Origin of the sequence: Zafaria cholistanensis (genome assembly GCF_008580665.1) — a bacterium.
Taxonomy (GTDB): domain Bacteria; phylum Actinomycetota; class Actinomycetes; order Actinomycetales; family Micrococcaceae; genus Zafaria; species Zafaria cholistanensis.
Genome location: NZ_BKDJ01000009.1, coordinates 1 through 25385 on the forward strand (window position 1 = coordinate 1; position 25385 = coordinate 25385).

Sequence of the window (25385 nt, forward strand, 5' to 3'; positions counted from 1 at the left end):
GACAGGTCACCGGCAACACCATCGCCGGAACCTACCAAGCCTCCCAGGCCGTCCTCGATGCCCTCGCCGCCCAGGGCATCGACTACAACGAAGTCGTCGCCCTGCTGGAAGAAGAAGGCCTGGCCAAGTTCGAGGCCTCCTGGGGCGAGCTGCTCGAGGATGTTGCGCTGGCCCTCAACTCCGCCAAGATCGGGGGCCAGGCATGACCTCCCTCGGATTCGAAGCCACGGGCGCGGCGCTGGACGCCATCGAGGCGCACGTGCCGCAACTGGTCGCGGACAGGGTCGCCTCCCGGCTGGCCGCCAAGGACGCCACCCTGTGGGGTCCCGACGCCGTGGCCGAGGCCTCCATCCGGCTGGGCTGGACCGACCCCACGCGGGCTTCGCGGGCCCTGGTGGGGCCGATCCTGGCCCTGCGCGACGAGCTGCGCGCCGAAGGCGTGGACCGCGTCGTGCTCGCGGGCATGGGCGGCTCTTCGCTGGCGCCGGAGGTGATCGCCGCGACGGCCGACGTCGAGCTGGTGGTGCTGGACAGCACCGACCCGGAGATGGTCGGCAACGCGCTTGGGGACCGGCTCTCTTCCTCGGTCCTGGTGGTCTCCTCCAAGTCCGGCTCCACGGTGGAGACCGACTCCCAGCGCCGGGTCTTCGAGCAGGCCTTCAGCGACGCCGGCGTGGATCCGGCGACCCGCATCGTGGTGGTCACCGACCCCGGGTCCCCCATGGAGGAACAGGCCCGGGCCGCCGGCTACCGCGCCGTGTTCACCGGCGACCCCCAGGTCGGCGGACGCTTCTCCGCGCTCACCGCGTTTGGCCTGGTTCCCTCCGGCCTGGCCGGGGTCGACATCGAGGAACTCCTCGACGACGCCGAGGAGACTGCCGAGTTCCTGTCCGAGGACGACGAGGACAACATCGCGCTGTGCCTCGGGGCCGCGCTGGCCGGAACCCGGCCGCTGCGCGACAAGCTGGTCTTCGTCGACGAGGGCTCCGGGATCGTCGGTTTTGCCGACTGGGCCGAGCAGCTCATCGCCGAGTCCACGGGCAAGCTGGGCACCGGCATACTGCCGGTGGTCGTCGAACCGGGCGATCCGGAAACGCTCTGGGACGCGGACGACACGCTGCTGGTCCGTCTGGTCGGCGAGGCCGCCGGGGAGGACGACGACGCCACCGCCGTGGGGCCGCTGAACCAGCTTGCGGTCTCCGGCTCCCTGGGCGGCCAGCTGCTGCTGTGGGAATGGGCGACCGCCGTGGCCGGACGGCTGCTGGGCATCAACCCCTTCGACCAGCCGGACGTGGAGGCCGCCAAGACCGCCGCGCGCGGCCTGCTCGATTCCACTCCGGAACCGGTTCCGGCCACTTTGGTCGACGGCGACGTGGAGCTGCGCGCCACCAAGGGCCTGCTCGAAGGCGTCTCCACCCTCGACGGCGCCCTTGAGGCACTGCTGGCGGCACTCCCGAAGAACGGCTACCTGAGCGTCCAGGCGTACCTTGACCGCCTGGGCTATGCCCCCCTGCAGGGGATCCGCCCCGAACTGGCCGCAGCCTCCGGGCGCCCCGTGACGTTCGGCTGGGGCCCGCGTTTCCTCCACTCCACAGGCCAGTACCACAAGGGCGGGCCGGCCATCGGCGCCTACCTGCAGATCACGGGGGACACGGCTGCGGACCTGAGCATCCCGGGCCGCCCGTTCACCTTCGGCGAGCTGATCGCGGCCCAGGCCGCGGGTGACGCGCAGGTCCTGGCCGGCCTCAGTCGGCCGGTCCTGCGCCTGCACCTGGTGGACCGCGAGGCCGGTCTGCGCCAGCTGCGCGAAGCCGTCCGCCGGCTGGGGTCCCCGCCCGCGCGCGGGATCGGCTAGGGTCTAACACCGGCACAGCATTTCCGCGCACGGCCTTTCCCGGCACGGCGCGGCACAACGAAAGCAGCACAACCACCCCATGCCCAACACCACGTCAAGCAACCCGTTGCGTGACCGGAGGGACCGGCGGCTGAACCGCATTGCCGGCCCCTCCGCGCTGGTCTTCTTCGGAGTCACCGGCGACCTGGCCCGCAAAAAGCTCATTCCGGCGGTCTACGACCTCGCCAACCGGGGACTCCTGCCCCCCGGCTTTGCCGTGGTGGGTTTCGGCCGCCGCGGATGGTCCCACGAGGACTTCACGGCGCAGGCCCGGGAATGGGTGCGCTCCAGCGCGCGCACCCCGTTCAACGAGACCGTGTGGGAGCAGCTCTCCGGAGGCTTCCGCTTTGTGTCCGGCGGCTTCGGGGACGACGACTCGTTCGTCCAGCTCCGCGAGACCCTGGAGGAGCTCAAGGACACGCGCGGCACGCGCGGCAACCACGTCTTCTACCTGTCCATCCCCCCGAACTCCTTTGAGCAGGTCTGCGAGCAGCTCTCCCGCCACGGCCTGGCCCGCGACGAATCGGAGCACCCGGGGTGGAGCCGGGTGGTCATCGAAAAGCCCTTCGGCCACGACCTTGCCTCGGCCCGCGAGCTGAACGCGATCGTCGAGTCCGTCTTCCCCGCCGACTCCGTCTTCCGCATCGATCACTACCTGGGCAAGGAGACGGTGCAGAACCTGCTGGCGCTGCGCTTCGCCAACCAGCTGTTCGAGCCGATCTGGAACGCCAACCACGTCGACCACGTGCAGATCACCATGGCCGAGGACATCGGGATCGGCGGCCGGGCCGGCTACTACGACGGGGTGGGCGCCGCCCGCGACGTCATCCAGAACCACCTGCTCCAGCTGCTCGCGCTCACGGCCATGGAGGAGCCCATCTCCTTCGACGCGGACCAGTTGCGCGCGGAGAAGGAAAAGGTCCTTGCCGCGGTGCGCCTGCCCGAGGACCTGTCCCGGCGTTCGGCCCGCGGCCAGTACACGGGCGGATGGCAGGGCGGCGAGAAGGTCACCGGATTCCTCGAGGAGGAGGGCTTCAACCCGGCCTCCACCACCGAAACCTACGCGGCCATCCGGCTGGACATCAACACCCGCCGCTGGGCCGGGGTCCCGTTCTACCTGCGGGCCGGCAAGCGGCTCGGGCGGCGGGTAACGGAAATCGCCATCGTCTTCAAGAAGGCGCCGAACCTGCTCTTCCGCGACGTCTCTGATCCCGATTTCGGCCAAAACGCCGTCGTGATCCGGGTGCAGCCGGACGAGGGCGCCACCATCCGGTTCGGCTCCAAGGTCCCGGGCACCCAAATGGAGGTCCGGGACGTGACCATGGACTTCGGCTACGGCCACTCCTTCACCGAGTCCAGCCCGGAGGCCTACGAGCGTCTCATCCTCGACGTGCTGCTGGGCGAACCCCCGCTCTTCCCGCGCCACCAGGAGGTGGAGCTGTCCTGGAAGATCGTGGACCCGTTCGAGAAGTACTGGGCCTCGCTGCCGGACCAGCCCGAGCCCTACGCCCCCGGCAGCTGGGGCCCGGCCTCGGCCGATGAACTGCTCGCCCGCGACGGAAGGACGTGGCGGCGGCCATGATCGTCGAACTCAAAGAAACCACTACCTCCAAGGTGGCCAAGAAGCTCGTTGAGCTGCGCGAAAGCGGCGGGGTGGTGGCGCTCAGCCGCGTGCTGACCCTGGTGGTCATCAGCCGCGCCGGCTTCGAGGAGGACGCGATTGCGGCCGCCAACCTGGCCAGCCGCGAACACCCCTGCCGCGTGATCGTGGTCATCGAGGGGCGCAGGAACGCCAAGACCCGCCTGGACGCGCAGATCCGCGTGGGGGGCGACGCCGGCGCCTCCGAGGTGGTGCTGCTGCACGGGTACGGGGCCCTGTCCGTGGCGGACGAGTCCCTGGTCGCCGCACTGCTGCTGCCGGACGCGCCCATCGTGGTCTGGTGGCCCCACGGCGTTCCCGACAACCCGGCCGGCACCCCGCTGGGACGGATCGCGCACCGCCGCATCACGGACAGCGCCAGCGAAAAAGACCCCCGCGCGGCCCTGTTCCGGATCGCGCGCAGCGTCACGGCCGGCGATACCGACCTGGCCTGGACACGGCTCACCCTCTGGCGCTCCCAACTGGCATCCGTCTACGACCAGTTGGATCCCGCGCAGGTCAAGGCCGTGACGGTGAAGGGAGCCAGCGACTCCCCCAGCACCGTCCTGCTCGCGGCCTGGCTGACGCTGTGCCTGCAGCTGCCGGTGACCATCGCCTCCACCCCGGCGGGCACGGGCGTGCGCAGCGTCCGCTTCAGCAGCCTGGACGGCGACATCGAACTCTCCCGCCCCCACGGCGACGTGGCCGAGCTCTACCAGCCCGGCCATCCGGTCCAGCGCATCTCCCTGCCCCCGCGCGAACTGCCCGAATGCCTGGCCGAGGAGCTGCGCCGGCTGGATCCCGACGAAGTCTTCGGCGAGGTCGTCCGCGCCGGGCTTCCCCGCACCAACCTGAGGAGCGTGCGTGCCAGTGAGCGCTGACCGGACCCCCGTTTCCCCTCCCCGCGGCCCGGGTGCCCGCGTGGTCGTCCATCCGGACGCAGCCACCCTGGCGGCCGCGGCCGCGGCACGCCTGGTGGTTGCGCTGCAGGACGCGCAGGCCGAGCGGGGAGAAGCCACCCTGGTGCTGACCGGGGGCAGCGTTGGCATCGAAACGCTGAAGGCGCTGGCCGGCTCTCCGGCCCTGGCCGCGGTGGACTGGTCCCGGGTCAACCTCTGGTGGGGGGACGAACGCTTCGTCGAAGCCTCCAGCGGGGACCGCAACGCCGTCCAGGCCGAGGTGCTGCTGTCCGTGCTGGACCGGCTGGGCCTGGACCGCGGCCGGGTCCACCCGATGGGGTCCTCCGACGCCTTCGCCACGCCGGAGGAGGCCGCGGCCGACTACGCGCGCCAGCTCGCGGCCGAGGCCGCGGAGGGCGCGGACCCGGCCCTGCCCGTGCCGGTCATCGACGTGCTGCTGCTGGGCATGGGCCCGGACTCCCACATCGCCTCGCTGTTCCCGGACCATGCCGGGGCAAGGGTGCGGGAGGGAAGCGTCACCGCCATCCACGGCTCCCCCAAGCCGCCGCCGCTGCGCGTGTCGCTGACCTTTGGTGCGATCAACACCGCCCGCCAGGTCTGGTTCCTGGTGGCCGGGCAGGACAAGGCGCCGGCGGTCGCCGTCGCCGTGACCGGGGAGGCTCCGCGTGAGCGGGTGCCCGCCGCCGGGGCTTCCGGCACCCGGGCCACCCTGTGGATGCTCGACGCCGCCGCGGCCTCGCTGATCTAGCCCCATACGCCAGGCTAGCCCCATACGCCAGGAGGGCGGATTCCCGCAAGGGAATCCGCCCTCCTGGCGTATGGGGCCGTGCCGCTAGGCGTCCGTGGAGAACCGCATGATCAGGCCCAGTGCCACGATCACGGCGCCCCAGACCAGGCCCAGGACAATGGTGATCCGGTTGAGGTTCCGCTCGGCCACGCCGGAGGATCCCAGGCTGGTGGTCATGCCGCCGCCAAACATGTCGGACATGCCGCCGCCCCGGCCCTTGTGCAGCAGGATCAACAGGGTCAGCAGCAGGCTGGTGATACCCAGCAGGACCTGCAGGACGATCTTCAGTGCTTCCACTTCGGCCTTTCGCTCGAAGCCGTGCCGGGAGGCACGGTCTACTCGGTCACCAGGTGGTGCTCGAACCTGACAATGCTAGCAAACTCGGCCGCGTCGAGGCTGGCACCGCCGACCAGCAGGCCGTCCACGTCGCGCTCGCGCAGGATGGACGCGGCGTTGGCGGACTTCACCGAGCCGCCGTACAGCAGGCGCACCCCGGCGGCAGTCCCGGCGCCGTACAGCTTCTCCAATTCGGCGCGGATCGCCGCGCACATTTCCTGCGCGTCGGCCGGACCGGCCACCTCGCCGGTGCCGATCGCCCAGACCGGCTCGTAGGCGATGACCAGCTGGGCCGCCTGGTCCGCGGACACGCCCTCCAGGCCGGCGCGCACCTGCTCCAGGGTGTGGGCCACGTGGGTGCCGGCGGTGCGGACCTCCAGCCCCTCGCCCACGCACAGCACCGGCACCAGGCCGTGCCGGTAGGCGGCGGCAACCTTGGCGCTGATCAGGGCGTCGTTTTCGCCGTGGAGGGTGCGCCGTTCGCTGTGGCCGACCAGCACGTAGCGGCAGCCCAGCCTGGCCAGGAACTGCCCGGAAATGTCGCCGGTGTAGGCGCCCGAGTCGTGCTGGGACAGGTCCTGGCCGCCGTAGGCGACCGGCAGGTCGTCCCCGGCCACCAGGGTCTGGACGCCGCGCAGGTCCGTGAAGGGCGGGAACACCGCCACCTCGACCCGCTCGAAGTTGTGCTTGGCGTCCTCGAGGGTCCACACCAGCTTCTGCAGCAGGGTGATGCCCTGGACATGGTCCATGTTCATCTTCCAGTTGCCGGCGATCAGCGGGGTGCGGTCGAAGTTTCCGTTCGTGGAGGTGGTCATGCGGCCCTTCTAGCGGTCGAGTGCGGTGAGACCGGGCAGTTCCTTGCCCTCGAGGTACTCGAGGGAGGCACCGCCACCGGTGGAAATGTGGCCGAAGTCGTCGTCGTGGAACCCCAGGGTCCGCACGGCGGCGGCGGAGTCGCCGCCGCCCACGACGCTGAACGCCTCGGAGTCGGCCAGGCCCTGCGCCACGGCGCGGGTGCCGCCGGCGAAGGCCTCGATCTCGAACACGCCCATGGGACCGTTCCAGAACACGGTGTTGGCCGAACGGATGTAGCTGGCGAAGTTCTCGCCAGACTCCGGGCCGATGTCCAGACCCAGCCCGGAGGCACCGAAGGTGCCGTCCTCGAGCTTGTCGGCGGGCAGGACCTCGTATTCGGCGTCCGCGCCAAACTTGGACGCCACGACGATGTCGGTCGGCAGGATGATGTCGCAGCCGACCTCCTTGGCGCGGGTCAGGTAGCCGCGCACGGTGTCCAGCTGGTCCTCTTCGAGCAGGCTCGCGCCGACGGCGTGCCCCTGCGCCTTGAGGAAGGTGAACGCCATGCCGCCGCCGATGAGCAGGTGGTCGGCGCGGCCGAGCAGGTTGTCGATCACGGCGAGCTTGTCAGAGACTTTCGAACCGCCCAGCACGACGACGTAGGGCCGCTTGGGCGCCTCGGTGAGGGTCTTGAGGACTTCCACCTCTGTGCGCACGAGGTCGCCCTGGTAGGAGGGCAGCAGCGCGGCAATGTCGAATACCGAGGCGTGCTTGCGGTGCACGGCACCGAAGGCGTCGTCCACGTAGGCGCCGTTGGCTCCGGTCAGCGCCGCCAGCTCGGCCGCGAAGGCGGCGCGCTCGGCATCGTCCTTGCTGGTCTCGCGGGCATCGAAGCGCACGTTTTCCAGCACCAGCACCTCGCCGTCGCCCAGCCGGGCGGCTGCGGCGCGGGCGTCCGGCCCGGTCACGTCCTGGGCAATGGCGACGGGGAACCCGGCCAGCTCGCGCAGCCGCTCGGCTGCGGGCTTGATGGAGTACTTGGGGTCCGGGGATCCCTTCGGACGGCCCAGGTGGGCCATCACGACGACGCGGGCGCCGGCGTCGGCCAGCTTGGCGATCACGGGAAGGGACGCGCGGACGCGGCCGTCATCGGTGACGGTGGACCCGTCGAGCGGCACGTTCAGGTCGCTACGGACCAGGACGTGCCGCCCGCGGACACCAACGGCGAGCAGTTCGTCGAGAGTGTGAGAAGTCATGGGTCTAAACCTAGCCGATAAGCATCGGCCTAACCGAGCCGCGACCCGACATAGTCGGTCAGGTCCACCAGCCGGGAGGAATACCCCCACTCGTTGTCGTACCAGGCGAGCACCTTCACCGTGCGTCCGATCACCCGGGTCAATGGCGCATCGAAGACCGCCGACGCGGGGTCGCCGGCGATGTCGGAGGACACCAGGGGGTCGGTGCTGTAGGTCAGCAGGCCCTTCAGCCCGCCCTTCAGCCCGCTCTCGGCGGCTTCCCGGAACACCGCGTTGACCTCCTCGACGGTGACGTCCCGGGAGACCTGGACCGTAAGGTCGGTCGCCGATCCCGTCGGGACCGGCACGCGCATCGCGCAGCCATCGAGCTTGCCCTTGAGCTCGGGGATCACGAGGCCAATGGCGCTGGCCGCGCCGGTGGAAGTGGGGACCATGTTCAGGGCCGCGGCGCGGGCGCGCCGCGGATCCTTCTTGTGCGGTCCGTCGTGCAGGTTCTGGTCCGCTGTGTAGGCATGGATGGTGGTCATGAGGCCGTTGACGATGCCGAACGCCTCATTGAGCACCATCGCGACCGGGGCCAGGCAGTTGGTGGTGCAGGAGGCGTTGGAGATGATGTGGTGGTTCTCGGGGTCGTACCGGTCCTGGTTGACGCCCAAGACCACGGTGAGGTCGTCGCCCTTGGCCGGGGCGGAGATAATGACCTTCCGCGCACCCGCCTCCAGGTGCTTGCGGGCGTCCTCCGCATTGGTGAAGCGTCCGGTTGACTCGATCACGACGTCGACGCCGAGTTCTCCCCACGGCAGCCGCGCGGGGTCTGTTTCGGCCAGGACTTTGATGCGGCGGCCCCCCACGTCCAGGAAGTCGCCGTCCACCCGCACGTCCTCCGCCAGGCGGCCCAGGATGGAGTCGTATTTCACGAGGGGGGCCAGAGTTTCGATCGAGCCGAGGTCGTTGACCGCGACGATCTCCACGTCCGCCCCTTGAGCCAGCACGGCCCGCAGGTAGTTGCGTCCGATGCGTCCAAATCCGTTGATGCCAACACGGGTAGTCACGAGCTGTTCTCCTTGCCGACGGGTGCCACTTCCGTGGGCCCCCGCTGCGAAAGCCCCGAAAGCGACGTGTGCAAAAAGGGGTGGGACACTCCGTAGTGCCGCCGGCCCGAGGGCCGGCCGCCGCCGCGGGTTCCAGCACCCGGCCGGGTACGGGAACCCGCGGCGATCGTTGCCGCCATCCTACGTCATGGGGCGCAGGCTGTGACGGCTTCCGCGGGGGCTACTTGCCGGGGACGACCAGGACCTGGGCGCCGGCGCGGGCCGCCTCGAAGCGGGCGGACACGTCGGCCCAGTTCACGATGTTCCAGAACGCCTTGACGTAGTCGGCCTTCACGTTGACGTAGTCCAGGTAGAAGGCGTGCTCCCACATGTCCAGCATCAGCAGCGGGGTGGTCGCGACCGGAACGTTGCCCTGCTGGTCGTAGAGCTGCTCGATGACCAGGTTGCCGCCGATGCCCTCCAGCGCCAGCACGGCCCAGCCGGAGCCCTGCAGGCTCATGGCCGCGGCGGTGTAGTGGGCGCGGAACGCGTCGAAGGAACCGAACTGGTCATCGATGGCCGCGGCCAGCTCGCCCTCGGGCTTGTCGCCACCTTCCGGGGAAAGGTTGTTCCAGAAGATCGAGTGGTTGGTGTGGCCGCCCAGGTGGAAGGCAAGGTCCTTGGAAAGCTTCGGGATGTTGCCGAACTCGCCCTTGGCGCGGGCCTCGGCCAGCTGCTCCAGGGCAGTGTTCGCGCCGGCGACGTAGGTCGCGTGGTGCTTGCTGTGGTGCAGCTCCATGATGCGCGCGGAGATGTTCGGCTCCAGAGCGGCGTAGTCGTACGGCAGCTCCGGGAGGGTGTACTGGGACATGCTTCCTCCAATAGTTGTGCACCCCGGTACCGGGGCGATCGGTGGGTAATGCATCCCGCGCCGCCAGGGCACGGAAAACTGGTGCCGCTCAGCCGTCCAGCATGTCGGCGGTGACGCTGGCCTCGGTTCCCGGGATCCCCAGGTCCGCGGCTTTCTTGTCGGCCATCGCCAGCAGGCGCCGGATGCGCCCGGCGATGGCGTCCTTGGTCATGGGCGGATCGGCCAGGCGCCCCAACTCATCCAGGCTGGCCTGCTTGTGGGCCACGCGCAGCTCCCCGGCGTACTTGAGGTGCTCGGGAACCTCGTCGGCGAGGATCTCCAGGGCGCGCTCCACGCGGGCCCCGGCGGCGACGGCGGCCTGGGCCGAACGGCGCAGGTTGGCGTCGTCAAAGTTGGCCAGGCGGTTGGCGGTGGCCCGGACCTCCTTGCGCATGCGCCGCTCCTCCCACACCATGAGCGCGTCGTGCGCGCCCATCCGGGTGAGCAGGGCGGCGATGCTGTCCCCGTCGCGGATGACCACGCGGTCCACGCCGCGCACCTCGCGGGCCTTGGCCACCAGTCCCAGCCGGCGCGCCGCCCCGACCAGGGCAAGGGCCGCCTCGGGACCGGGGCAGGTCACCTCAAGGGCCGCGGAGCGTCCCGGTTCGGTGAGTGATCCGTGGGCCAGGAAGGCCCCGCGCCAGACGGCCTCGGCGTCGGCCGCCGACCCGTTGACGATCACCGACGGCAGCCCGCGCACGGGCCGGCCCCGGCCGTCAAGCAGGCCGGTCTGGCGGGCCAGCGACTCGCCGTCGCGCACTACGCGCACCACGTAGCGGTTGCCGCGGCGCAGGCCTCCTCCCGAGACGACGATGATCTCCGAGGTGTGCCCGTAGACCTCGGCGATCGCCTGGCGCAGCCGGCGGGCGGTGGATGCGAGGTCCACCTCGGCCTCGATGACGATGCGGCCGGAGATGATGTGCAGCCCGCCGGCGAAGCGCAGGATGGCGGAGACCTCCGCCTTGCGCTCGGAGGATTTCTTCACGTCCAGCCGGGAAAGTTCGTCCTTGACCGATGCGGTCAGTGCCATGGGCTTCCGCTTCCTAACTGCTTGGCAAATCTTTGTCGAACGAGGTGAACACGTCGTGGTAGGCGGCGGCGAGCCGCAGGGGATCGTGGGTCGCGCGACCGGGACCGCTGCCTACTTTACCGAAAAAGCACCGCGCCCCCAGCCGTGCGGCGGCCTGCCGGAACGTTTCTTCGTCATCGACCGACGACGGGTCCGCCAGCACCGCATCAAGCCGAAGCTCCGGCGCGTAGCGCGCAATCACGTCGAGGTGGTCGGCGGCGTTCATGCCGGTCGTTTCCTTGGTTTCGGTGGCCAGGTTCATGGTGAGCAGCCGGCGGGCCTCCGTGTCCTGGAGCGCCTGGCGCATCTCGGGGAGCAGCAGGTGCGGCAGGACGGAGGTGTACCAGGAGCCCGGACCAAGGACCACCCAGTCGGCCAGCTCGATCGCGGAGAGCGCCTCGGCGCAGGCGGGAGCGTCGGCTGGCTCCAGCCGCACGTTGCTGACGATGCCGTTCTGGCCGGCGGTGGCCAGCTTCGCCTGCCCGACGATGTGCCGGCGCACCAGCTGTCCGCCCTCCCCCGGGCCGAGCACGTCCCCGGAGATCGTCAGCGGAACCGTACTCATCGGCAGGACCGTCCCGCGGGCCCCCAGCAGGGCGCCGGCCCAGCGAAGCCCCGCCACCGGGTCGCCCAAAAGCTCCCACAGGGTCGCGATCAGCAGGTTTCCCAGCGCATGGTTCTCCAGCGAGCCCGGGCTGCCGGACTTGGAGGTGAAGCGGTGCTGCATGACATCGCGCCAGGTGCGTCCCCAGTCGGTGTCGTCGCAGAGAGCGGCCAGCGCCATCCTCAGGTCCCCCGGGGGCAGCACGTCGAGTTCCTCGCGCAGGAGCCCGGAGGAGCCGCCGTCGTCGGCCACCGTCACGATCGCGGTGATCTCCGTGGTCAGGCGGCGCAGCGCCGAGAGCGAGGCGGACAGGCCGTGCCCGCCGCCCAGGGCGGCCACGCGCACCGTGCCGTTGCCCTCCCGCGGTGCCGGCCGCGGAACCAGCGGGAGCTGGCTGGTGTAGAAGGACATGGCCGCCTACTCCCGGCCAAGGTCGCGGTGGGAGACCTGCACCGTGACGTTAGGCAACTGGCGCAGCCGGCGGGCAAGCTCCTCGCTGACTGCCACCGAGCGGTGCTTGCCTCCGGTGCAGCCCACCGCCAGGGTCGCATAGTGCTTGTTCTCGCGGCGATACCCGTCGAAGACCGGTTCCAGGGCCCGTAGGTAGGTGGAGACGAATTCCTCGACCCCCTCCGCCGCGAGCACGAAGTCCCGGACATCGGCCTCCAGGCCGGTGTGCCGGCGAAGTTCCGGAACCCAGTGGGGGTTGGGGATGAAGCGCATGTCCGCCACGTAGTTGGCGTCCGCGGGCAACCCGTACTTGAAGCCGAAGCTCATCACGTTCAGGCGCAGCACCACGGTTCCGGTCTCGGAAAACAGCTCGGTAATGGCCGTGGCCAGGGCATGGACGTTCATCGGGGTGGTGTCCAGGACGATATCGGCAGCCTCGCGCAACTCGCGCAGCACCTCGCGTTCGGCGGCGATCCCGTCGAGGATCCGCCCGGGGCCCTGCAGCGGGTGCGGGCGGCGGCCCATCTCGAACCGGCGCACCAGCAGGTCGTCGCTGGCATCCAGGAACAGCACCCGGTAGTTCACTCCCGCAGCGCTCAGGAGCGCCAGGTTTTCCCTGACCTGCGGGAACAGCGCCTTGCTGCGCACGTCCATCACGACCGCGAGCTTCGGGATCGCCCCGTGCATGCGGGCCACCAGTTCCGTCAGCGTGCCCAGCATCTGCGGCGGCAGGTTCTCCACGACGTACCAGCCATGGTCCTCAAGGGCGTGCGCGGCGGTGGTGCGTCCGGCACCGGACATGCCAGTGATGATCAGGAGTTCGGATTCGACGGCGGTGACCTCGGACTGCTCGGTGGACATGGCCCCAGCCTATCCCGGGCACGCTCGCCCCAGCGCCTTTTTGCCCCGTGCCGGAGGCTGGATGCGGACCGCCGCGTAAAGTCTGTTCCGGCCCGAAGCCCGGGACCGGCGACGAGAAATTGAGGAGAAACCGCACCATGAAGGCCGTACTGCAGCGTGCCCGCACCGCTTCCGTCAGCGTCGACGGGGAAACCGTTGGCGCCCTTGACCGGCCCGGCCTGCTGGTGCTGTTGGGGGTTACGCACACCGACGGTCCCACCGAGGCTGCCCGGCTGGCCGAAAAGGTGTGGCGGCTGCGCATGCTGGAGGACGAGCAGTCCTGCGAATCGGCCTCCGCTCCCCTGCTGGTGGTCAGCCAGTTCACGCTCTACGGCGAGGTGCGCAAGGGCCGGCGCCCGTCCTGGACCGCAGCCTCCGGCCGGGACCACTCCGAGCCGCTCTATGAGGAGTTCATCTCCTGCCTGCGCTCGCTCGGCGCCGAGGTATCCACCGGCCTCTTTGGCGCCATGATGGAGGTTTCCCTCGTGAACTCCGGGCCGTTCACCCTGATTGTCGACACCGCCGACCTGCCCGGCTGAGTGCCGCACCCGCCGGCCCGTGCCGCAGGGCCCGGCCCTTTTGTCGTGGATTTTCTGTGGTGGTTCGGTGTGTCCGGAACTCTTTTACGGAGAGTAACGACTAAGTCAGAAACCGATCTAGATTACAAATACAAACCCGTTTTCACGATCCGGCACGCGCCGGGGCCCCGCCTCTGCGCACCGCAGCGGCGGCAACAGACAAGGACTTTGTGCCACCAGCAGCAGCAGCGGCCTCCCCCGCCCGCCTGACCTCGGGCGGGCCATCCCCGCGGGTCCGCGGCCTGCCCGCGCCAGGACGACAGGACCCCACGCGGGGGCTCAGCCCCCACCTCGCGCACTACGCTCCCGCCACCCGTCTCCCGCATCCCCTGCCCGAGATCCCCCGGCCCTCCCGGGCCGCCGCATACCCCGTGCCGGGGCGGCCAGCTTCGCGCCAGGGCCCCCGTCTCCTGTTGGACCCCTCCCCCGTCCGTCGATTGTTTTCCGTTCGGCAGGGTTGTTTGTTGCATACGCTGGACCTGACTAAGTCAGAAACCGATCTAGCATAGATATTTCTTCATAGGGGAGTCCCCCCGCGCCGGCGCCTTCCCGCGCCAGGGGACCCGCCGCGCCAAAACATCCACGGCGGCAGGACATCCATGGGACTGAACCATTCGCGGCACCAAGACGTCCGGGGCACCCTCAGCCGGGGCATCCACGAGACCGGGTTTTCACGACACCAGGGTCTTCACGACACCAGGGCCTCCTCTACGCCAGGGCCTCCACTGTCGACGTCCCCGCACCCCCTTTCCGGCAGGCCTGCGCCCTTCCGGGCCGGACTTCCCGGGCCCCGCCTGCCGGGCCCACCCCTCCCCCATCCGCGATCTTTTTCCTGCTGAACCGTGGTGCCGTTGCTGCACACGGCCCAATGGCAGTAGGTCAGAAATCGATCTAGCATATATATGTCATTAGGGGAGCGGGGCGTCCCGCACGCCAGGCGTGGGCCACGGACGACGCAGGCGCACCCGGCAGGGGGCGGGCAGGGCCCGCGCAGCAGGCGGCAAGACATGGCCCGCGCAGCAGGCGGCAGGACAGGGCCCGCGCAGCAGGAAGGCGCCGCCGAGGCAACGGTGGCGGCGGAGCGAGCGGTACCGAGGCCGGAACGGGTTCCTAGTCGAGGACCTCGCCGGTGGTCATGTTCACGGCAGGTGAGGCCGGCTCCCCCTCGGCCAGGACGGCCACCAGTTGCGCGGCGAGGGCGGGTCCGACGCCGGGCACCTCGCGGAACTCTTCTTCGGTGGCCGCACGCATGCGCTTGAGTGAGCCGAAGTGCTTCAGCAGCGCCGCACGCTTGGCCGGGCCCAGCCCCGGCACGTCGTCGAGCGTCGAGGAGATCATGGAGGCGGAGCGCTTCTTGCGGTGGAACGTAATGGCGAAGCGGTGCGCCTCGTCGCGGATCCGCTGGAGCAGGTACAGGCCGTGGGAGGCGCGCGGAAGGATGACCGGGAACTCGTCGCCGGGCAGCCACAGCTCCTCGAGCCGCTTGGCCAGGCCCACCACGTACACGTCGTCGATGCCCAGGTCCTCCAGCGCCTTCACCGCCGCGGCGACCTGCGGCGGGCCGCCGTCGACCACAACCAGCGAAGGCGGATAGGCGAACTTCCGCGGGGCGCCGCGCAGGGCGTCCTCCTCGGGGTCGACGGCACCGCTGATTGCCGGAGCCGTGTGCGTCTGGTCGGCCAGGTAGTGGCGGAAGCGGCGGGTGATGACGTCGTACATCGAGGCAGTGTCGTCGCGGGCGGCGTCCCCGGTGATGTTGAACTTGCGGTAGTCGGATTTCTTGGGCAGTCCGTCTTCGACGACCACCATGGAGGCCACCACGTTGGTGCCCTGGACGTGGGAAATGTCGTAGCACTCGATGCGCATCAGCGGCACCGGCAATCCCAGCGCCTCCTGCAGCTCCTGCAGGGCGGCGCTGCGGTTGCTGATGTCGCCCGCCCGGCGGGACTTGTGCAGGCGCAGCGCCTGCTCGGCGTTCTCCCGCACCGTCTCCATCAGCGCCGCCTTCTCGCCGCGCTGCGGCACGCGCAGGCTGACGGCGGCGCCCCGCAGCCCGCGGAGCCATTCGGCCAGGTCGGCGGCATCGGCCGGCTCCACCGGCACCAAGACCTCGCGCGGGATGCGTTCGGTTCCGGCCCCTTCCCCGTACACCTGCTGGAGCAGGTGGCCGATGAATTCCTCGGGCGTGGAATCCTCCACCTTCTCCACGACCCAGCCGCGCTGGCCCCGGATGCGGCCGTTGCGCACGTGGAAGACCTGCACGGCGGCCTCGAGCTCGTCCTCGGCCACGGCGAACACGTCCGCCTCGGTGTCCTCGGCCAGGACCACCGCGTTGCGCTCGAACACACGGCGCAGCGCGGCGATGTCGTCCCGGTAACGGGCGGCGTTCTCGTACTCCATGGCCGCGGCGGCCGCGGCCATCTTGGCCTCCAGGTCGCGAATGAAACGGGTGCCTTCCCCGCCCATGAAGCGGCAGAGGTCCGCGGCCAGCTCCCTGTGCTCCTCCGGGCTGATCCGGCCCACGCAGGGGGCGGAGCACTTGTCGATGTAGCCCAGCAGGCAGGGCCGGCCGCTGGCCTCGGCGCGGCGGAACACGCCCGCGCTGCAGGTCCGCACCGGAAACACGCGCAGCAGCGCATCGAGGGTGTCGCGAATGGCCTTGGCCGGGTAGAACGGCCCGAAGTACTTCACGTCCTTGCGCCGGTCCCCGCGCATCACTTGGGCGCGCGGGTACTTCTCCCCCATGGTGACGGCCAGGTAGGGGTAGGACTTGTCGTCGCGGAAGACAATGTTGAACCGCGGCGCGAACTCCTTGATCCAGGTGTACTCGAGCTGGATCGCCTCCAGCTCGTTACCCACCACGGTCCATTCGACGCTGGCGGCGGTGTGCACCATCGCGTGGGTCTTGGGCGTGAGGGTGGAGACGTTCGCGAAGTAGGAGTTGAGCCGCTGGCGCAGGTTCTTGGCCTTGCCGACGTAGACGACGCGTCCGTGCGGGTCTCGGAAGCGGTAGACGCCGGGGGCCGTGGGAATCTCCCCGGGCCGCGGCCGGTAGCTGGACGGGTCGGCCATGGGGAGAGGCTACTCCGCCGCGGGGGCCTGGTTGTACCCCTCGGCGCGCTGCTGGCCGCTGAGGGCGGCGATGGCGTCCACGATCGCGTCGGTGGCGCGGCGGCGCTCGGGCAGCGGGTGCTTGGGTCCGACCTTGTCAAAGCGCAGCGGCTCGCCGACCTTGAGCGTGAAGTGGCGCGGCACGATCCGGTTGCTGCCGGGACGCTGCAGCTTCTCGGTGCCGATCAGGCCCACGGGCACCACGGGAGCGCCGGTGGACAGGGCCAGCCAGCCGACGCCGGTGCGGCCGCGGTAGAGCAGGCCGTCGCGGGAGCGGGTGCCCTCGGGGTAGATGCCCACCGCTCCCCCGCCCTCGAGCACCCCGACCAGGGACTCCAGGGCCGCGACGGAGGCGGCCTGTTCGCCGCGCTCGACCGGAATGGAGCCGACCGACTCGAAGAACGCCTTCATGAGGGCTCCCTTCGCCCCGGGGGTGGTGAAGTACTCGGCCTTGGCGAAGAAGGCGACCGGCCGCGGCATCAGGGCCTGGATGATGATGCTGTCCAGGAAGGACAGGTGGTTGGAGGCCACGATGAACGGCTCCTCGGCCGGAATGTGCTCCATGCCGGTGACCGTTGGACGGCACGTGGCCTTAATGGTCCCGCGGAAGGATGCGCGGACGACCTCGAAGAATGGCACCTACTCTGCCTTGCCTTTCGTGTCGGGGACCGGGGTCCCGCGGAGGCCTCCGAAGAGGATTTCCTCCAGTTCATGGGCCGAATCGACGATCGCGGCGGCACCGGCCGCCTCCAGCTCGCCCGGAAGGGCGAAGCCCCAGGAGACGCCGATGCATTCGAGCCCGCAGACAGCGGCACCCTGGACGTCGTAGTGCCGGTCGCCGACCATCACGGCCGCCTCGGGATCCGCGGCCAGGGCTTCGAGGGCGGTGCGGACGATGTGTCCCTTGCCCGGGCCCTCCGCCAGGGAGTCCTGCTCGGCCGCCGTGGCTCCGCGGACGGCGTCGAACCTGTCCAGCAGTCCCTGGGCCTCCAGCAGGGCCAGGGCGATGTGCTCCGGCTTGGAGGTGGCCACGGCCAGGGCAATCCCCGCCGCGCGCAATCCGTCAAGCAGTCCGGGGATGCCGGGGTACGGATGGCCCTCGAAGATGCCGTGCCGCAAATACTCGTAGCGGTAGTCGCGGATCACCGCGGGCAACTGGTCCTCGGTCATGCCCGGAACGGTCATGAGTCCGTGGGCCAGCGGCGGGCCCACCAGCGTGTCCAGCAGCTCCTGCCCGGGGTCGGGGATTCCGCTGCTCAGCAGCGCGTGCCGGATCCCGCCCGTGATGGCTCCGGCGGGGTCGACGAGGGTGCCGTCGAGGTCGAAGAGCACGTAGCGGGGGGGAAAGTTCACCCGGATATTCTCGCACGTCGGAGCCGCCCGGCCGGTGCCCATGCCGCGCGCGGCATGCGTCCGGGCCGGGCCGGGCCGGCGGCGGGCTCAGAGGATCTCGGCCAGGAACCGCCCGGTGTGGCTCTCGGACACCTTCGCAACCTCCTCGGGGGTCCCCTGCGCCACCACCTGGCCGCCACCCGAGCCACCCTCCGGGCCCATGTCGATCACCCAGTCCGCGGACTTGACGACGTCGAGGTTGTGCTCGATCGTGATGACCGAATTGCCCTTCTCGACCAGCCCCTGCAGGACCAGCAGCAGCTTGCGGATGTCCTCGAAGTGCAGGCCGGTGGTCGGCTCGTCCAGCACATAGATGCTGCGGCCGTTGGAGCGCTTCTGCAGCTCCGCCGCCAGCTTCACGCGCTGGGCCTCCCCGCCGGAAAGCGTGGTGGCCGGCTGGCCCAGGCGGACATAGCCCAACCCGACGTCCACCAGGGTCTTCAGGTGGCGGGCGATCGGGGTGAAGGCCGCAAAGAACTCGGCGCCCTCCTCGATCGGCATGTCCAGCACCTCGGCGATGTTCTTGCCCTTGTAATGGACCTCCAGCGTCTCGCGGTTGTAGCGGGCGCCGTGGCAGACCTCGCAGGGGACATAGACGTCCGGCAGGAAGTTCATTTCGATCTTCAGCGTGCCGTCGCCGGAGCAGGACTCGCAGCGCCCGCCCTTGACGTTGAAGGAGAAGCGGCCCGGCTGGTAGCCGCGGACCTTGGCTTCGTTCGTCTCCGCGAACAGCTTGCGGATGTGGTCGAAGACACCGGTGTAGGTGGCCGGGTTGGAGCGCGGGGTCCGCCCGATGGGGCTCTGGTCGACGTGGATGACCTTGTCCAGGTGCTCCAGGCCCTCCACCCGGGTGTGCCGCCCGGCAACCTGCTTGGCGCCGTTGAGCTTGTTGGCCAGGACCTTGTAGAGGATGTCGTTGACCAGGGTCGACTTGCCCGAGCCGCTGACCCCGGTGATGGCGGTGAACACGCCGAGCGGGAATTTCACGGTGAGGTCGCGCAGGTTGTTTTCGCGGGCGCCCAGGACCACGAGCTGGCGCTTCTTGTCCACGGCGCGGCGCGTGGCGGGGACTTCGATCCGGCGGCGTCCGGACAGGTAGTCGCCGGTAATGGAGGCGGTGTTTTCCCGCAGGCCGGCCAGGGACCCCGAGTGGACGACCTGCCCGCCGTGCTCGCCGGCGCCCGGGCCGATGTCGACGATCCAGTCGGCCTCGGCGATGGTGTCCTCGTCGTGCTCCACGACAATGAGCGTGTTGCCCAGGTTGCGCAGCCGCGTGAGCGTCTCGATCAGGCGGCGGTTGTCCCGCTGGTGCAGGCCGATCGAGGGCTCGTCCAGCACGTACAGCACCCCCACCAGCCCGGAGCCGATCTGGGTGGCCAGCCGGATGCGCTGGGCCTCCCCGCCCGAGAGCGTGCCGGCGGCGCGCTCCAGGTTCAGGTACTCCAGGCCGACGTCGAGCAGGAAGCGCAGCCGGGCCTGGATCTCCTTGAGCACCTGGGCGGCGATCTGCGCCTCGCGGCCGGTCAGCTCCAGCCCCTCCAGGAACGCGGAGCACTCGCGCATCGGCAGCGCGCAGACCTCGGCGATGGACTTGCCGTTGATGCGCACCGAGAGCGAGGCCGGGTTCAGGCGGGCGCCGCGGCACTCCGGGCACGGGACCTCGCGCATGTACTCGGCGTACCGCTCGCGCGCGTTCTCGGACTCGGTTTCCTCGTGCTTGCGGTGGATGTACTGCACCACGCCCTCGAAGCCGGTGCTGTACTTGCGCTCGCGGCCGAAGCGGTTGCGGTACTGGACCACGACCTTGTGGTCCTTTCCGTGCAGGATCGCCTGGCGGGCCACCGCCGGAAGCTTGCCCCAGGGGGTGTCCATGGAGAAGTCCAGTTCGGCCGCCAGGCCCTCCAGCAGCCGGTTCCAGTACTCGGTGGTGGCCGTGCCCAGCGACCAGGGGGCGATTGCCCCCCCGCGCAGCGAGGCGTCCGGGTCCGGGACGATCAGGTCCTCGTCCACCTCCAGGCGGGTGCCGATGCCGGTGCAGGCCGGGCAGGCGCCGAACGGGTTGTTGAAGGAGAAGGAGCGCGGCTCGATCTCGTCGATGGCCAGCGGATGCTCGTTCGGGCAGGCCAGGTTTTCCGAGAAGGCGCGCACGCGTTCGTCGTCGGAGGCATCCAGGTCCACGAAGTCGGCCAGGACGCGGCCGTCGGCGAGCGCGAGGGCGGTTTCGATGGAGTCGGTGAGGCGCTGGCGGATGCCGTCCTTGACGACGAGGCGGTCGACGACGACCTCGATGGTGTGCTTGAACTGCTTGCCGAGCTTGGGGGGGTCGGTGAGTTGGATGGTTTCGCCGTCGACGCGGGCGCGGGAGTAGCCCTTGGCGGCGAGTTCCTTGAAGAGGTCGGCGAATTCTCCCTTGCGTCCGCGCACGACGGGGGCGAGTACCTGGAAGCGGGTCTTTTCGGGGAGTTCGAGGAGTTGGTCGACGATCTGCTGGGGGGTTTGGCGGGCGACGGGTTCGCCGCATTCGGGGCAGTAGGCCCGTCCCACGCGTGCCCAGAGCAGGCGCATGTAGTCGTAGATCTCGGTGATGGTGCCGACGGTGGAGCGGGGGTTCTTGCTGGTGGACTTCTGGTCGATGGAGACGGCCGGGGAGAGTCCTTCGATGAAGTCGACGTCGGGTTTGTCCACCTGGCCCAGGAACTGGCGGGCGTAGGCGGAGAGGGATTCGACGTAGCGGCGCTGGCCTTCGGCGAAGATCGTGTCGAAGGCGAGGGAGGACTTGCCGGAGCCGGAGAGGCCGGTGAAGACGATCATGGCGTCGCGGGGCAGGTCCAGGTCCACGTTGCGCAGGTTGTGTTCGCGTGCGCCCTTGACGATGATCCGGGTCAGGTCGTGGTGCTTGGCGGGGGCGGGGCTGACGTCGAAGATGCTGTTGGTGTTGGCCACGGACTTATGGTAGTCGAAAAGGCTTTCGAAGACACGTTCGAAGGCGGGGCTGGGGGCGGGCTAGCGGGCGCGGAAGGCGGCGCGCACGTAGTCGAGGGCGGCTTCCTCGTCGATCCCCCAGCGGGCGGCTTCGGCGGCGAAGGCCGCGGCTGCCTCGCCCAGGTGGCGGCCGGCGTCGTCGCGGGAGGCTTCGACGACGGTGCCGTTGCGCCCCCGGGTGGAGACGGCTCCGGCGTGTTCGAGTTCGCGGTAGGCGCGGGCGACGGTGTTGACGGCGACGCCGAGGTGTCCGGCGAGCGCGCGGACGGGGGTGAGGCGGGTGCCGGGAAGGAGGGTCCCGTCGGCGATGGCGTCGAGGATCTGGTGCCGGATCTGGTCGTAGGGGGCGCGGGGGTCCTCGGGCCTTACGGTCACGAATGCGAGCACCTCGGGGTCCATGGTTCCTCCGTTCCGGACGGTCCGGCGGGCGCCGGGTCCGCGGCCAGCGTACCGTTCGGGCGCACCGGGCGGCAGGGGCAGGGGCCGGTGCGGAGGTGGGGTAAAGGCGGGGCGGCGATGGGGTGGAGGTGGGTAGTGTGGGCCCATGACTGGTACATCCACACTGCTCCATGACCTGGCCCGCGTGAGCATCCGCTCTGTCGCGGTGTCCGGGCACGACAACAACGTCTACCTGCTGACGGCGAAGGATTCGGGCGCGCAGGTGCTGATCGATGCGGCGGATGACCTGCCGGCGATCCGCTCCCTGCTGGCGGAGGGGGCGGCGGATGCTGCCGGTGCGGCCCGGCTGGAGCTGGTGGCCACCACCCACCAGCATTGGGACCATGTGCGTGCGCTGCCGGAGCTGGTGGCGCAGACGGGGGCGCGGACGGCGGCGGGCGCGGAGGATGCCCCGGCGATCCTCGCGGAGAAGGGGGTGGCCACGGACACCGTGCTGCGCCATGGGGACGTGCTGGAGTTTGATGGCTTCTCGCTGGCGTGCGTGCACCTGCGCGGGCACACCCCGGGCTCGATTGCCTTTGTGTATGCGCCCCCCGAGGGTCCGGTGCACATCTTCAGCGGGGATTCGCTGTTCCCGGGAGGGGTGGGAAATACGCAGAAGGACCCGGAGCGGTTCGCCTCGCTCTACCGCGACGTGGTCGAACGTTTGTTCGAACAGTATTCGGATGATGCCCTGGTGCACCCGGGCCACGGGGCCGGAACCACCCTGGGCGCGGAGCGTCCGCACCTGGACGAATGGAGGGAGCGCGGCTGGTAGCGGCACCTTCCGCGCCCCTGCACGGGGGCGGATGCTCCTCAGCCGGCCTTGCGCCCGACGAGGAAGATCCTGCGAAACGGGAACACCGTCAGGGCCTGGCCCCGGGGGCCGGGGAAGGCGGGGTAGGCGGTGCGCAGCGCCGCGCCGTACTGGTCCTCGAAGGCTGCCGCCTCCTGCGCGTCCAGCGCGTCCAGCACCGGGCGCAGCGCGGCCCCGCGGACCCATTCCAGCACCGGGTCGGTTCCTTCGAGCACGTGCTGGTAGGTGGTTTCCCACACGTCGGCCTCGAACCCGTGGGCGAGCAGCAGCCGCAGGTATTCGTCCGGTTCGGCGACTGCCTCGGCGTGGTGCAGGGTCCGGCCCAGCCTCCCGGCCCACCGGGGGGAGGCTGCCAGGCCGCGCAGCAGCGCATGCGAGGGCGCCCCGAAGTTCCCCGGGACCTGTGCGGCGAACCAGGCGCCGGGGGCCAGCGCGTCCAGCCACCGTCCCACCAGCTCCAGGTGTCCGGGGATCCACTGGAGCATCGCGTTGGTGACCACCACGTCCGTCCGGGCGTCCGGTTCCCACGCTCCGGCGTCGGCCTGCTCGAAGGCGAGGTTGGGGCGGTGGGCGGGGGCGTCGGGGCCGTGCGCGGCACGGGCCTTGGCGACCATCTGCGGGGAGGAGTCCAGGCCCAGCACCCGGGCCCCGGGCCAGCGGTCGGCGAGCGCTGCGGTCAGGTGGCCGGGACCGCAGCCCAGGTCCACGACGGTGCGGGGCTCCCAGCTGCCGGGCTCACCGGTGCCGGACTCCCCCATGCGCGGCACGGGAGCAATGCGGGCAACGAGGTCGAAGAAGGGGCGGGCGCGGGGATCCGCGTGCCGCAGGTACAGGTCGGGATCCCAGCGGGTGGAGGACATGGGCCCAGCCTACGGCGCAGCGGGCCGGAACCGCACCCGACCGGAACCGCACCGGGCAGGGGCTATAGGCTGGGAGGACCATGAAACTCACCGAGCTGATCCCTGCCACCGCGCCCCGCGGCACCACTGCCGAATCGACCTACGCCGCCTTCATCGAATGGGTGGAGGACCGGGGCATCGGCCTGTACCCCGCCCAGGACGAAGCGGTGATGGAGCTGGTGCAGGGCCACAACGTCATCCTGGCCACCCCGACGGGGTCCGGGAAGTCGCTGGTGGCGGTGGCCGCGCACTTCCACGCGCTGGCCCGCGGGGAGGTGAGCTTCTACACGGCCCCGATCAAGGCCCTGGTCTCGGAGAAGTTCTTCGACCTGTGCGGGATTTTCGGGGCCGAGAACGTGGGCATGGTCACGGGGGATTCCTCCGTGAACGCGGACGCCCCGATCATCTGCTGCACCGCGGAGATCCTGGCGAACATCGCCCTGCGCGAGGGCCGGGAGGCGGACGTGGCCACCGTGGTGATGGATGAGTTCCACTTCTATTCCGACCCCCAGCGCGGCTGGGCCTGGCAGGTGCCGCTGCTGGAACTGCCGCAGGCGCAGTTCCTGCTGATGTCCGCCACCCTCGGGGACGTGTCCCGCTTCGAGGACGAACTGACGCTGCGCACCGGCCGGCACACGGCCACCGTGGCCCATGCTGAACGGCCCATCCCGCTGCACTACTACTACTCGCAGGACCCGGTCCAGGAGGCCATCGAGGAGCTGCTGTCCACCCGCCAGACCCCGGTCTACGTGGTGCATTTCTCGCAGCTGGAAGCGATCGAGCGCGCCCAGAACCTGATGAGCATCAACGTGTGCACCCGCGAGGAGAAGGACCGCATCGGGGAGCTGATTGCCGGGTTCCGCTTTTCCGCCGGTTTCGGCAAGACGCTGAACCGGCTGGTGCGGCACGGGATCGGCGTGCACCACGCCGGCATGCTGCCCAAGTACCGGCGCCTGGTGGAGCAGCTGGCCCAGGCGGGCCTGCTGAAGGTCATCTGCGGCACCGACACCCTGGGCGTGGGCATCAACGTGCCCATCCGCACTGTGCTGCTCACGGCGCTGAGCAAGTACGACGGCGTGCGCACCCGCCTGCTCAATGCCCGCGAGTTCCACCAGATTGCCGGCCGGGCCGGACGGGCCGGGTTCGACACCGCCGGCACCGTCGTGGTGCAGGCCCCCGAGCACGCGATCGAAAACAAGAAGGCCATGGACAAGGCGGTTGCCAAGTTCGGCGACGACCAGCGCAAGCTGCGCCAGGTGGTGAAGCGGAAGCCGCCGCAGGGTTTCGTCACCTGGGGGGAAAAGACGTTCGAGAAGATGGTCGCCTCCGTCCCGGAGCCGCTGACCTCCTCCTTCACGGTCACCCACGCGATGCTGCTGAACCTGCTGGAGCGTCCGGGCGACGCGTTCGCCGCGGCCCGGCGCCTGCTCACCGAGAACCACGAGCCCCCGGCCCGCCAGCGGGCCCTGCAGCGCCGGGCCCTGGGCATCCTGCGCGAACTGCTCGCCACCGGCGTCGTGGTGCGCCTGGAGGAACCGGACGCGTACGGCAACCGGCTGGCCCTGACGGTGCACCTGCAGCAGAACTTCGCGCTGAACCAGCCGCTGTCCCCCTTCGCGCTGGCGGCGCTGGACCTGCTGGACAAGGAGGCGCCCTCCTACGCCCTGGATGTGGTCTCCGTGATCGAGGCGACGCTGGAGAAACCGCGCCAGGTACTCAACGCCCAGGAGAAGAAGGCCCGCGGCGAGGCCGTGGCCGCCATGAAGTCCGAGGGCCTGGACTACGACGCCCGCATGGCCGCGCTCGAGGAGATCACCTACCCCCAGCCCCTGGCCGGGATGCTCGGGGAGGCCTTCGAAACCTACCGGCGCGGCGCCCCGTGGCTGGGGGACTTCGAACTGGCGCCCAAGTCCGTGGTCCGCGACCTGTACGAACGCGCCATGAGCTTTGGCGAATACGTCCAGTTCTATTCGCTGGCCCGCTCCGAAGGCATCCTGCTGCGCTACCTCACCGACGCGTACAAGGCGCTGAACCAGACCGTGCCGCAGGACGCGCTGCGCGAGGACCTCGAGGACCTGATCGCCTGGCTGGGAGAACTGGTCCGCCAGATCGACTCCAGCCTCCTGGACGAATGGGAACAGCTGGCCTCCGGGACCGTCCCCGGCAACCCCGCCGAAGACATCCTGCCCCCCGCCCCGGACCGGCTCACCTCCAACGAGCGCGCCTTCCGCGTCATGGTCCGCAACGAGATGTTCCGCCGCGTGCAGCTGTTCGCGGACGAAAAGGACGAGGAGCTGGGCGCCCTGGACGGAGCTGCCGGGTTCGACGCCGACGCCTGGGCCGACGCAATGGACGCCTACTTCGAGGAGCACGGGGACATCGACGACGGCCCCGGCGGCCGCGGCCCGCAGTACCTGCTCATCACCCCCGGCCCCGCGGAGTGGAAGGTGCGCCAGATCTTCAAGGATCCGGCCGGCCACAACGACTGGGGCATCGACGCCACCGTGGATTTGGCCGCCTCCGACGAGGCCGGCGCGGCAGTGGTCACCGTGACCCGCGTGGGCCGCCTGGACTAGC

At 70.1% G+C, this 25385-nt stretch carries 21 protein-coding genes and 1 pseudogene; 8 read left to right on the top strand and 14 right to left on the bottom strand.

Features of this window, described 5'->3' with window-relative positions; all coding sequences use genetic code 11:
* From NCCP_RS14990 to pgl, 5 genes and pseudogenes are all read left to right on the top strand, one after another.
* A pseudogene (locus NCCP_RS14990) lies at positions 1-206 on the top strand (transaldolase); the annotation flags it as partial.
* On the top strand, positions 203-1855 hold the full coding sequence (locus NCCP_RS09430) for a glucose-6-phosphate isomerase (protein ID WP_149957001.1): 1653 nt from the start codon (positions 203-205) through the stop codon (positions 1853-1855). The pseudogene NCCP_RS14990 and the gene NCCP_RS09430, both read left to right, overlap by 4 nt.
* A gap of 79 nt (positions 1856-1934) precedes the next feature.
* Positions 1935-3476 (top strand): glucose-6-phosphate dehydrogenase, encoded by a 1542-nt coding sequence (gene zwf / locus NCCP_RS09435; protein ID WP_149957002.1) that lies wholly within the window; start codon positions 1935-1937, stop codon positions 3474-3476.
* On the top strand, positions 3473-4414 hold the full coding sequence (locus NCCP_RS09440) for a glucose-6-phosphate dehydrogenase assembly protein OpcA (protein WP_149957003.1): 942 nt from the start codon (positions 3473-3475) through the stop codon (positions 4412-4414). Before zwf ends, NCCP_RS09440 begins: the two co-directional genes overlap by 4 nt.
* Positions 4404-5201 carry a 6-phosphogluconolactonase gene (gene pgl, locus NCCP_RS09445; protein ID WP_149957004.1) on the top strand — a complete coding sequence of 266 codons (798 nt, stop codon included), beginning with the start codon at positions 4404-4406 and terminating at the stop codon, positions 5199-5201. The genes NCCP_RS09440 and pgl overlap by 11 nt, the downstream gene beginning before the upstream one ends.
* An 84-nt stretch (positions 5202-5285) precedes the next feature.
* On the opposite strand, the gene secG is transcribed toward pgl, so the two are convergent.
* The 8 genes from secG to rapZ form a co-directional block, all read right to left on the bottom strand.
* Positions 5286-5537, bottom strand: a complete 252-nt coding sequence (gene secG / locus NCCP_RS09450) for a preprotein translocase subunit SecG (protein ID WP_149957005.1) — start codon at positions 5535-5537, stop codon at positions 5286-5288.
* A gap of 38 nt (positions 5538-5575) precedes the next feature.
* Entirely contained in the window at positions 5576-6391 is an 816-nt protein-coding gene (gene tpiA, locus NCCP_RS09455) for a triose-phosphate isomerase (protein WP_149957006.1), read from the bottom strand.
* A 9-nt stretch (positions 6392-6400) separates the two neighbouring features.
* The gene (locus NCCP_RS09460; protein ID WP_149957007.1) at positions 6401-7627 is read right to left on the bottom strand and encodes a phosphoglycerate kinase; all 1227 of its coding nucleotides are present in this window, start codon (positions 7625-7627) and stop codon (positions 6401-6403) included.
* 29 nt (positions 7628-7656) lie between these two features.
* Positions 7657-8679 (bottom strand): type I glyceraldehyde-3-phosphate dehydrogenase, encoded by a 1023-nt coding sequence (gene gap / locus NCCP_RS09465; protein ID WP_149957008.1) that lies wholly within the window; start codon positions 8677-8679, stop codon positions 7657-7659.
* Between the two features lie 220 nt (positions 8680-8899).
* On the bottom strand, positions 8900-9529 hold the full coding sequence (locus NCCP_RS09470) for a superoxide dismutase (RefSeq protein WP_149957009.1): 630 nt from the start codon (positions 9527-9529) through the stop codon (positions 8900-8902).
* Between the two features lie 88 nt (positions 9530-9617).
* Positions 9618-10598: a DNA-binding protein WhiA gene (gene whiA, locus NCCP_RS09475; RefSeq protein ID WP_149957010.1), complete on the bottom strand. Its 981-nt coding sequence runs from the start codon at positions 10596-10598 to the stop codon at positions 9618-9620.
* A 13-nt stretch (positions 10599-10611) separates the two neighbouring features.
* Positions 10612-11652, bottom strand: coding sequence for a gluconeogenesis factor YvcK family protein (locus tag NCCP_RS09480; protein WP_149957011.1), 1041 nt, complete (start codon positions 11650-11652; stop codon positions 10612-10614).
* 6 nt (positions 11653-11658) lie between these two features.
* On the bottom strand, positions 11659-12552 hold the full coding sequence (rapZ, locus tag NCCP_RS09485) for an RNase adapter RapZ (protein WP_149957012.1): 894 nt from the start codon (positions 12550-12552) through the stop codon (positions 11659-11661).
* 137 nt (positions 12553-12689) lie between these two features.
* Between rapZ and dtd the strand changes: the two genes are divergently transcribed.
* Positions 12690-13130, top strand: coding sequence for a D-aminoacyl-tRNA deacylase (gene dtd, locus NCCP_RS09490; RefSeq protein WP_149957013.1), 441 nt, complete (start codon positions 12690-12692; stop codon positions 13128-13130).
* Positions 13131-14279: 1149 nt separating this feature from the next.
* Here the strand turns inward: dtd and uvrC are convergent.
* The 5 genes from uvrC to NCCP_RS09515 all read right to left on the bottom strand — a co-directional run bounded on the left by uvrC (position 14280) and on the right by NCCP_RS09515 (position 21053).
* Positions 14280-16241 carry an excinuclease ABC subunit UvrC gene (gene uvrC / locus NCCP_RS09495; protein ID WP_149957014.1) on the bottom strand — a complete coding sequence of 654 codons (1962 nt, stop codon included), beginning with the start codon at positions 16239-16241 and terminating at the stop codon, positions 14280-14282.
* Positions 16242-16250: 9 nt separating this feature from the next.
* The gene (locus NCCP_RS09500; protein WP_149957015.1) at positions 16251-16919 is read right to left on the bottom strand and encodes a lysophospholipid acyltransferase family protein; all 669 of its coding nucleotides are present in this window, start codon (positions 16917-16919) and stop codon (positions 16251-16253) included.
* The gene (locus tag NCCP_RS09505) at positions 16920-17633 is read right to left on the bottom strand and encodes an HAD hydrolase-like protein (protein ID WP_225873773.1); all 714 of its coding nucleotides are present in this window, start codon (positions 17631-17633) and stop codon (positions 16920-16922) included.
* Positions 17634-17720: 87 nt separating this feature from the next.
* The gene (uvrA, locus tag NCCP_RS09510; RefSeq protein ID WP_149957017.1) at positions 17721-20615 is read right to left on the bottom strand and encodes an excinuclease ABC subunit UvrA; all 2895 of its coding nucleotides are present in this window, start codon (positions 20613-20615) and stop codon (positions 17721-17723) included.
* Between the two features lie 60 nt (positions 20616-20675).
* Positions 20676-21053, bottom strand: a complete 378-nt coding sequence (locus NCCP_RS09515; RefSeq protein ID WP_149957018.1) for a GntR family transcriptional regulator — start codon at positions 21051-21053, stop codon at positions 20676-20678.
* Positions 21054-21198: 145 nt separating this feature from the next.
* Here NCCP_RS09515 and NCCP_RS09520 point away from each other — a divergent pair, with 145 nt between their 5' ends.
* Positions 21199-21870, top strand: a complete 672-nt coding sequence (locus tag NCCP_RS09520) for an MBL fold metallo-hydrolase (RefSeq protein WP_149957019.1) — start codon at positions 21199-21201, stop codon at positions 21868-21870.
* A gap of 38 nt (positions 21871-21908) precedes the next feature.
* Here NCCP_RS09520 and NCCP_RS09525 read toward each other — a convergent pair whose 3' ends face one another.
* Complete coding sequence (locus NCCP_RS09525) at positions 21909-22769, bottom strand: methyltransferase domain-containing protein (protein ID WP_149957020.1); 861 nt, start codon at positions 22767-22769, stop codon at positions 21909-21911.
* Positions 22770-22849: 80 nt separating this feature from the next.
* Here NCCP_RS09525 and NCCP_RS09530 point away from each other — a divergent pair, with 80 nt between their 5' ends.
* Positions 22850-25384: a DEAD/DEAH box helicase gene (locus tag NCCP_RS09530; protein WP_149957021.1), complete on the top strand. Its 2535-nt coding sequence runs from the start codon at positions 22850-22852 to the stop codon at positions 25382-25384.
* The last annotated feature ends 1 nt before the right edge of the window (position 25385 follow it).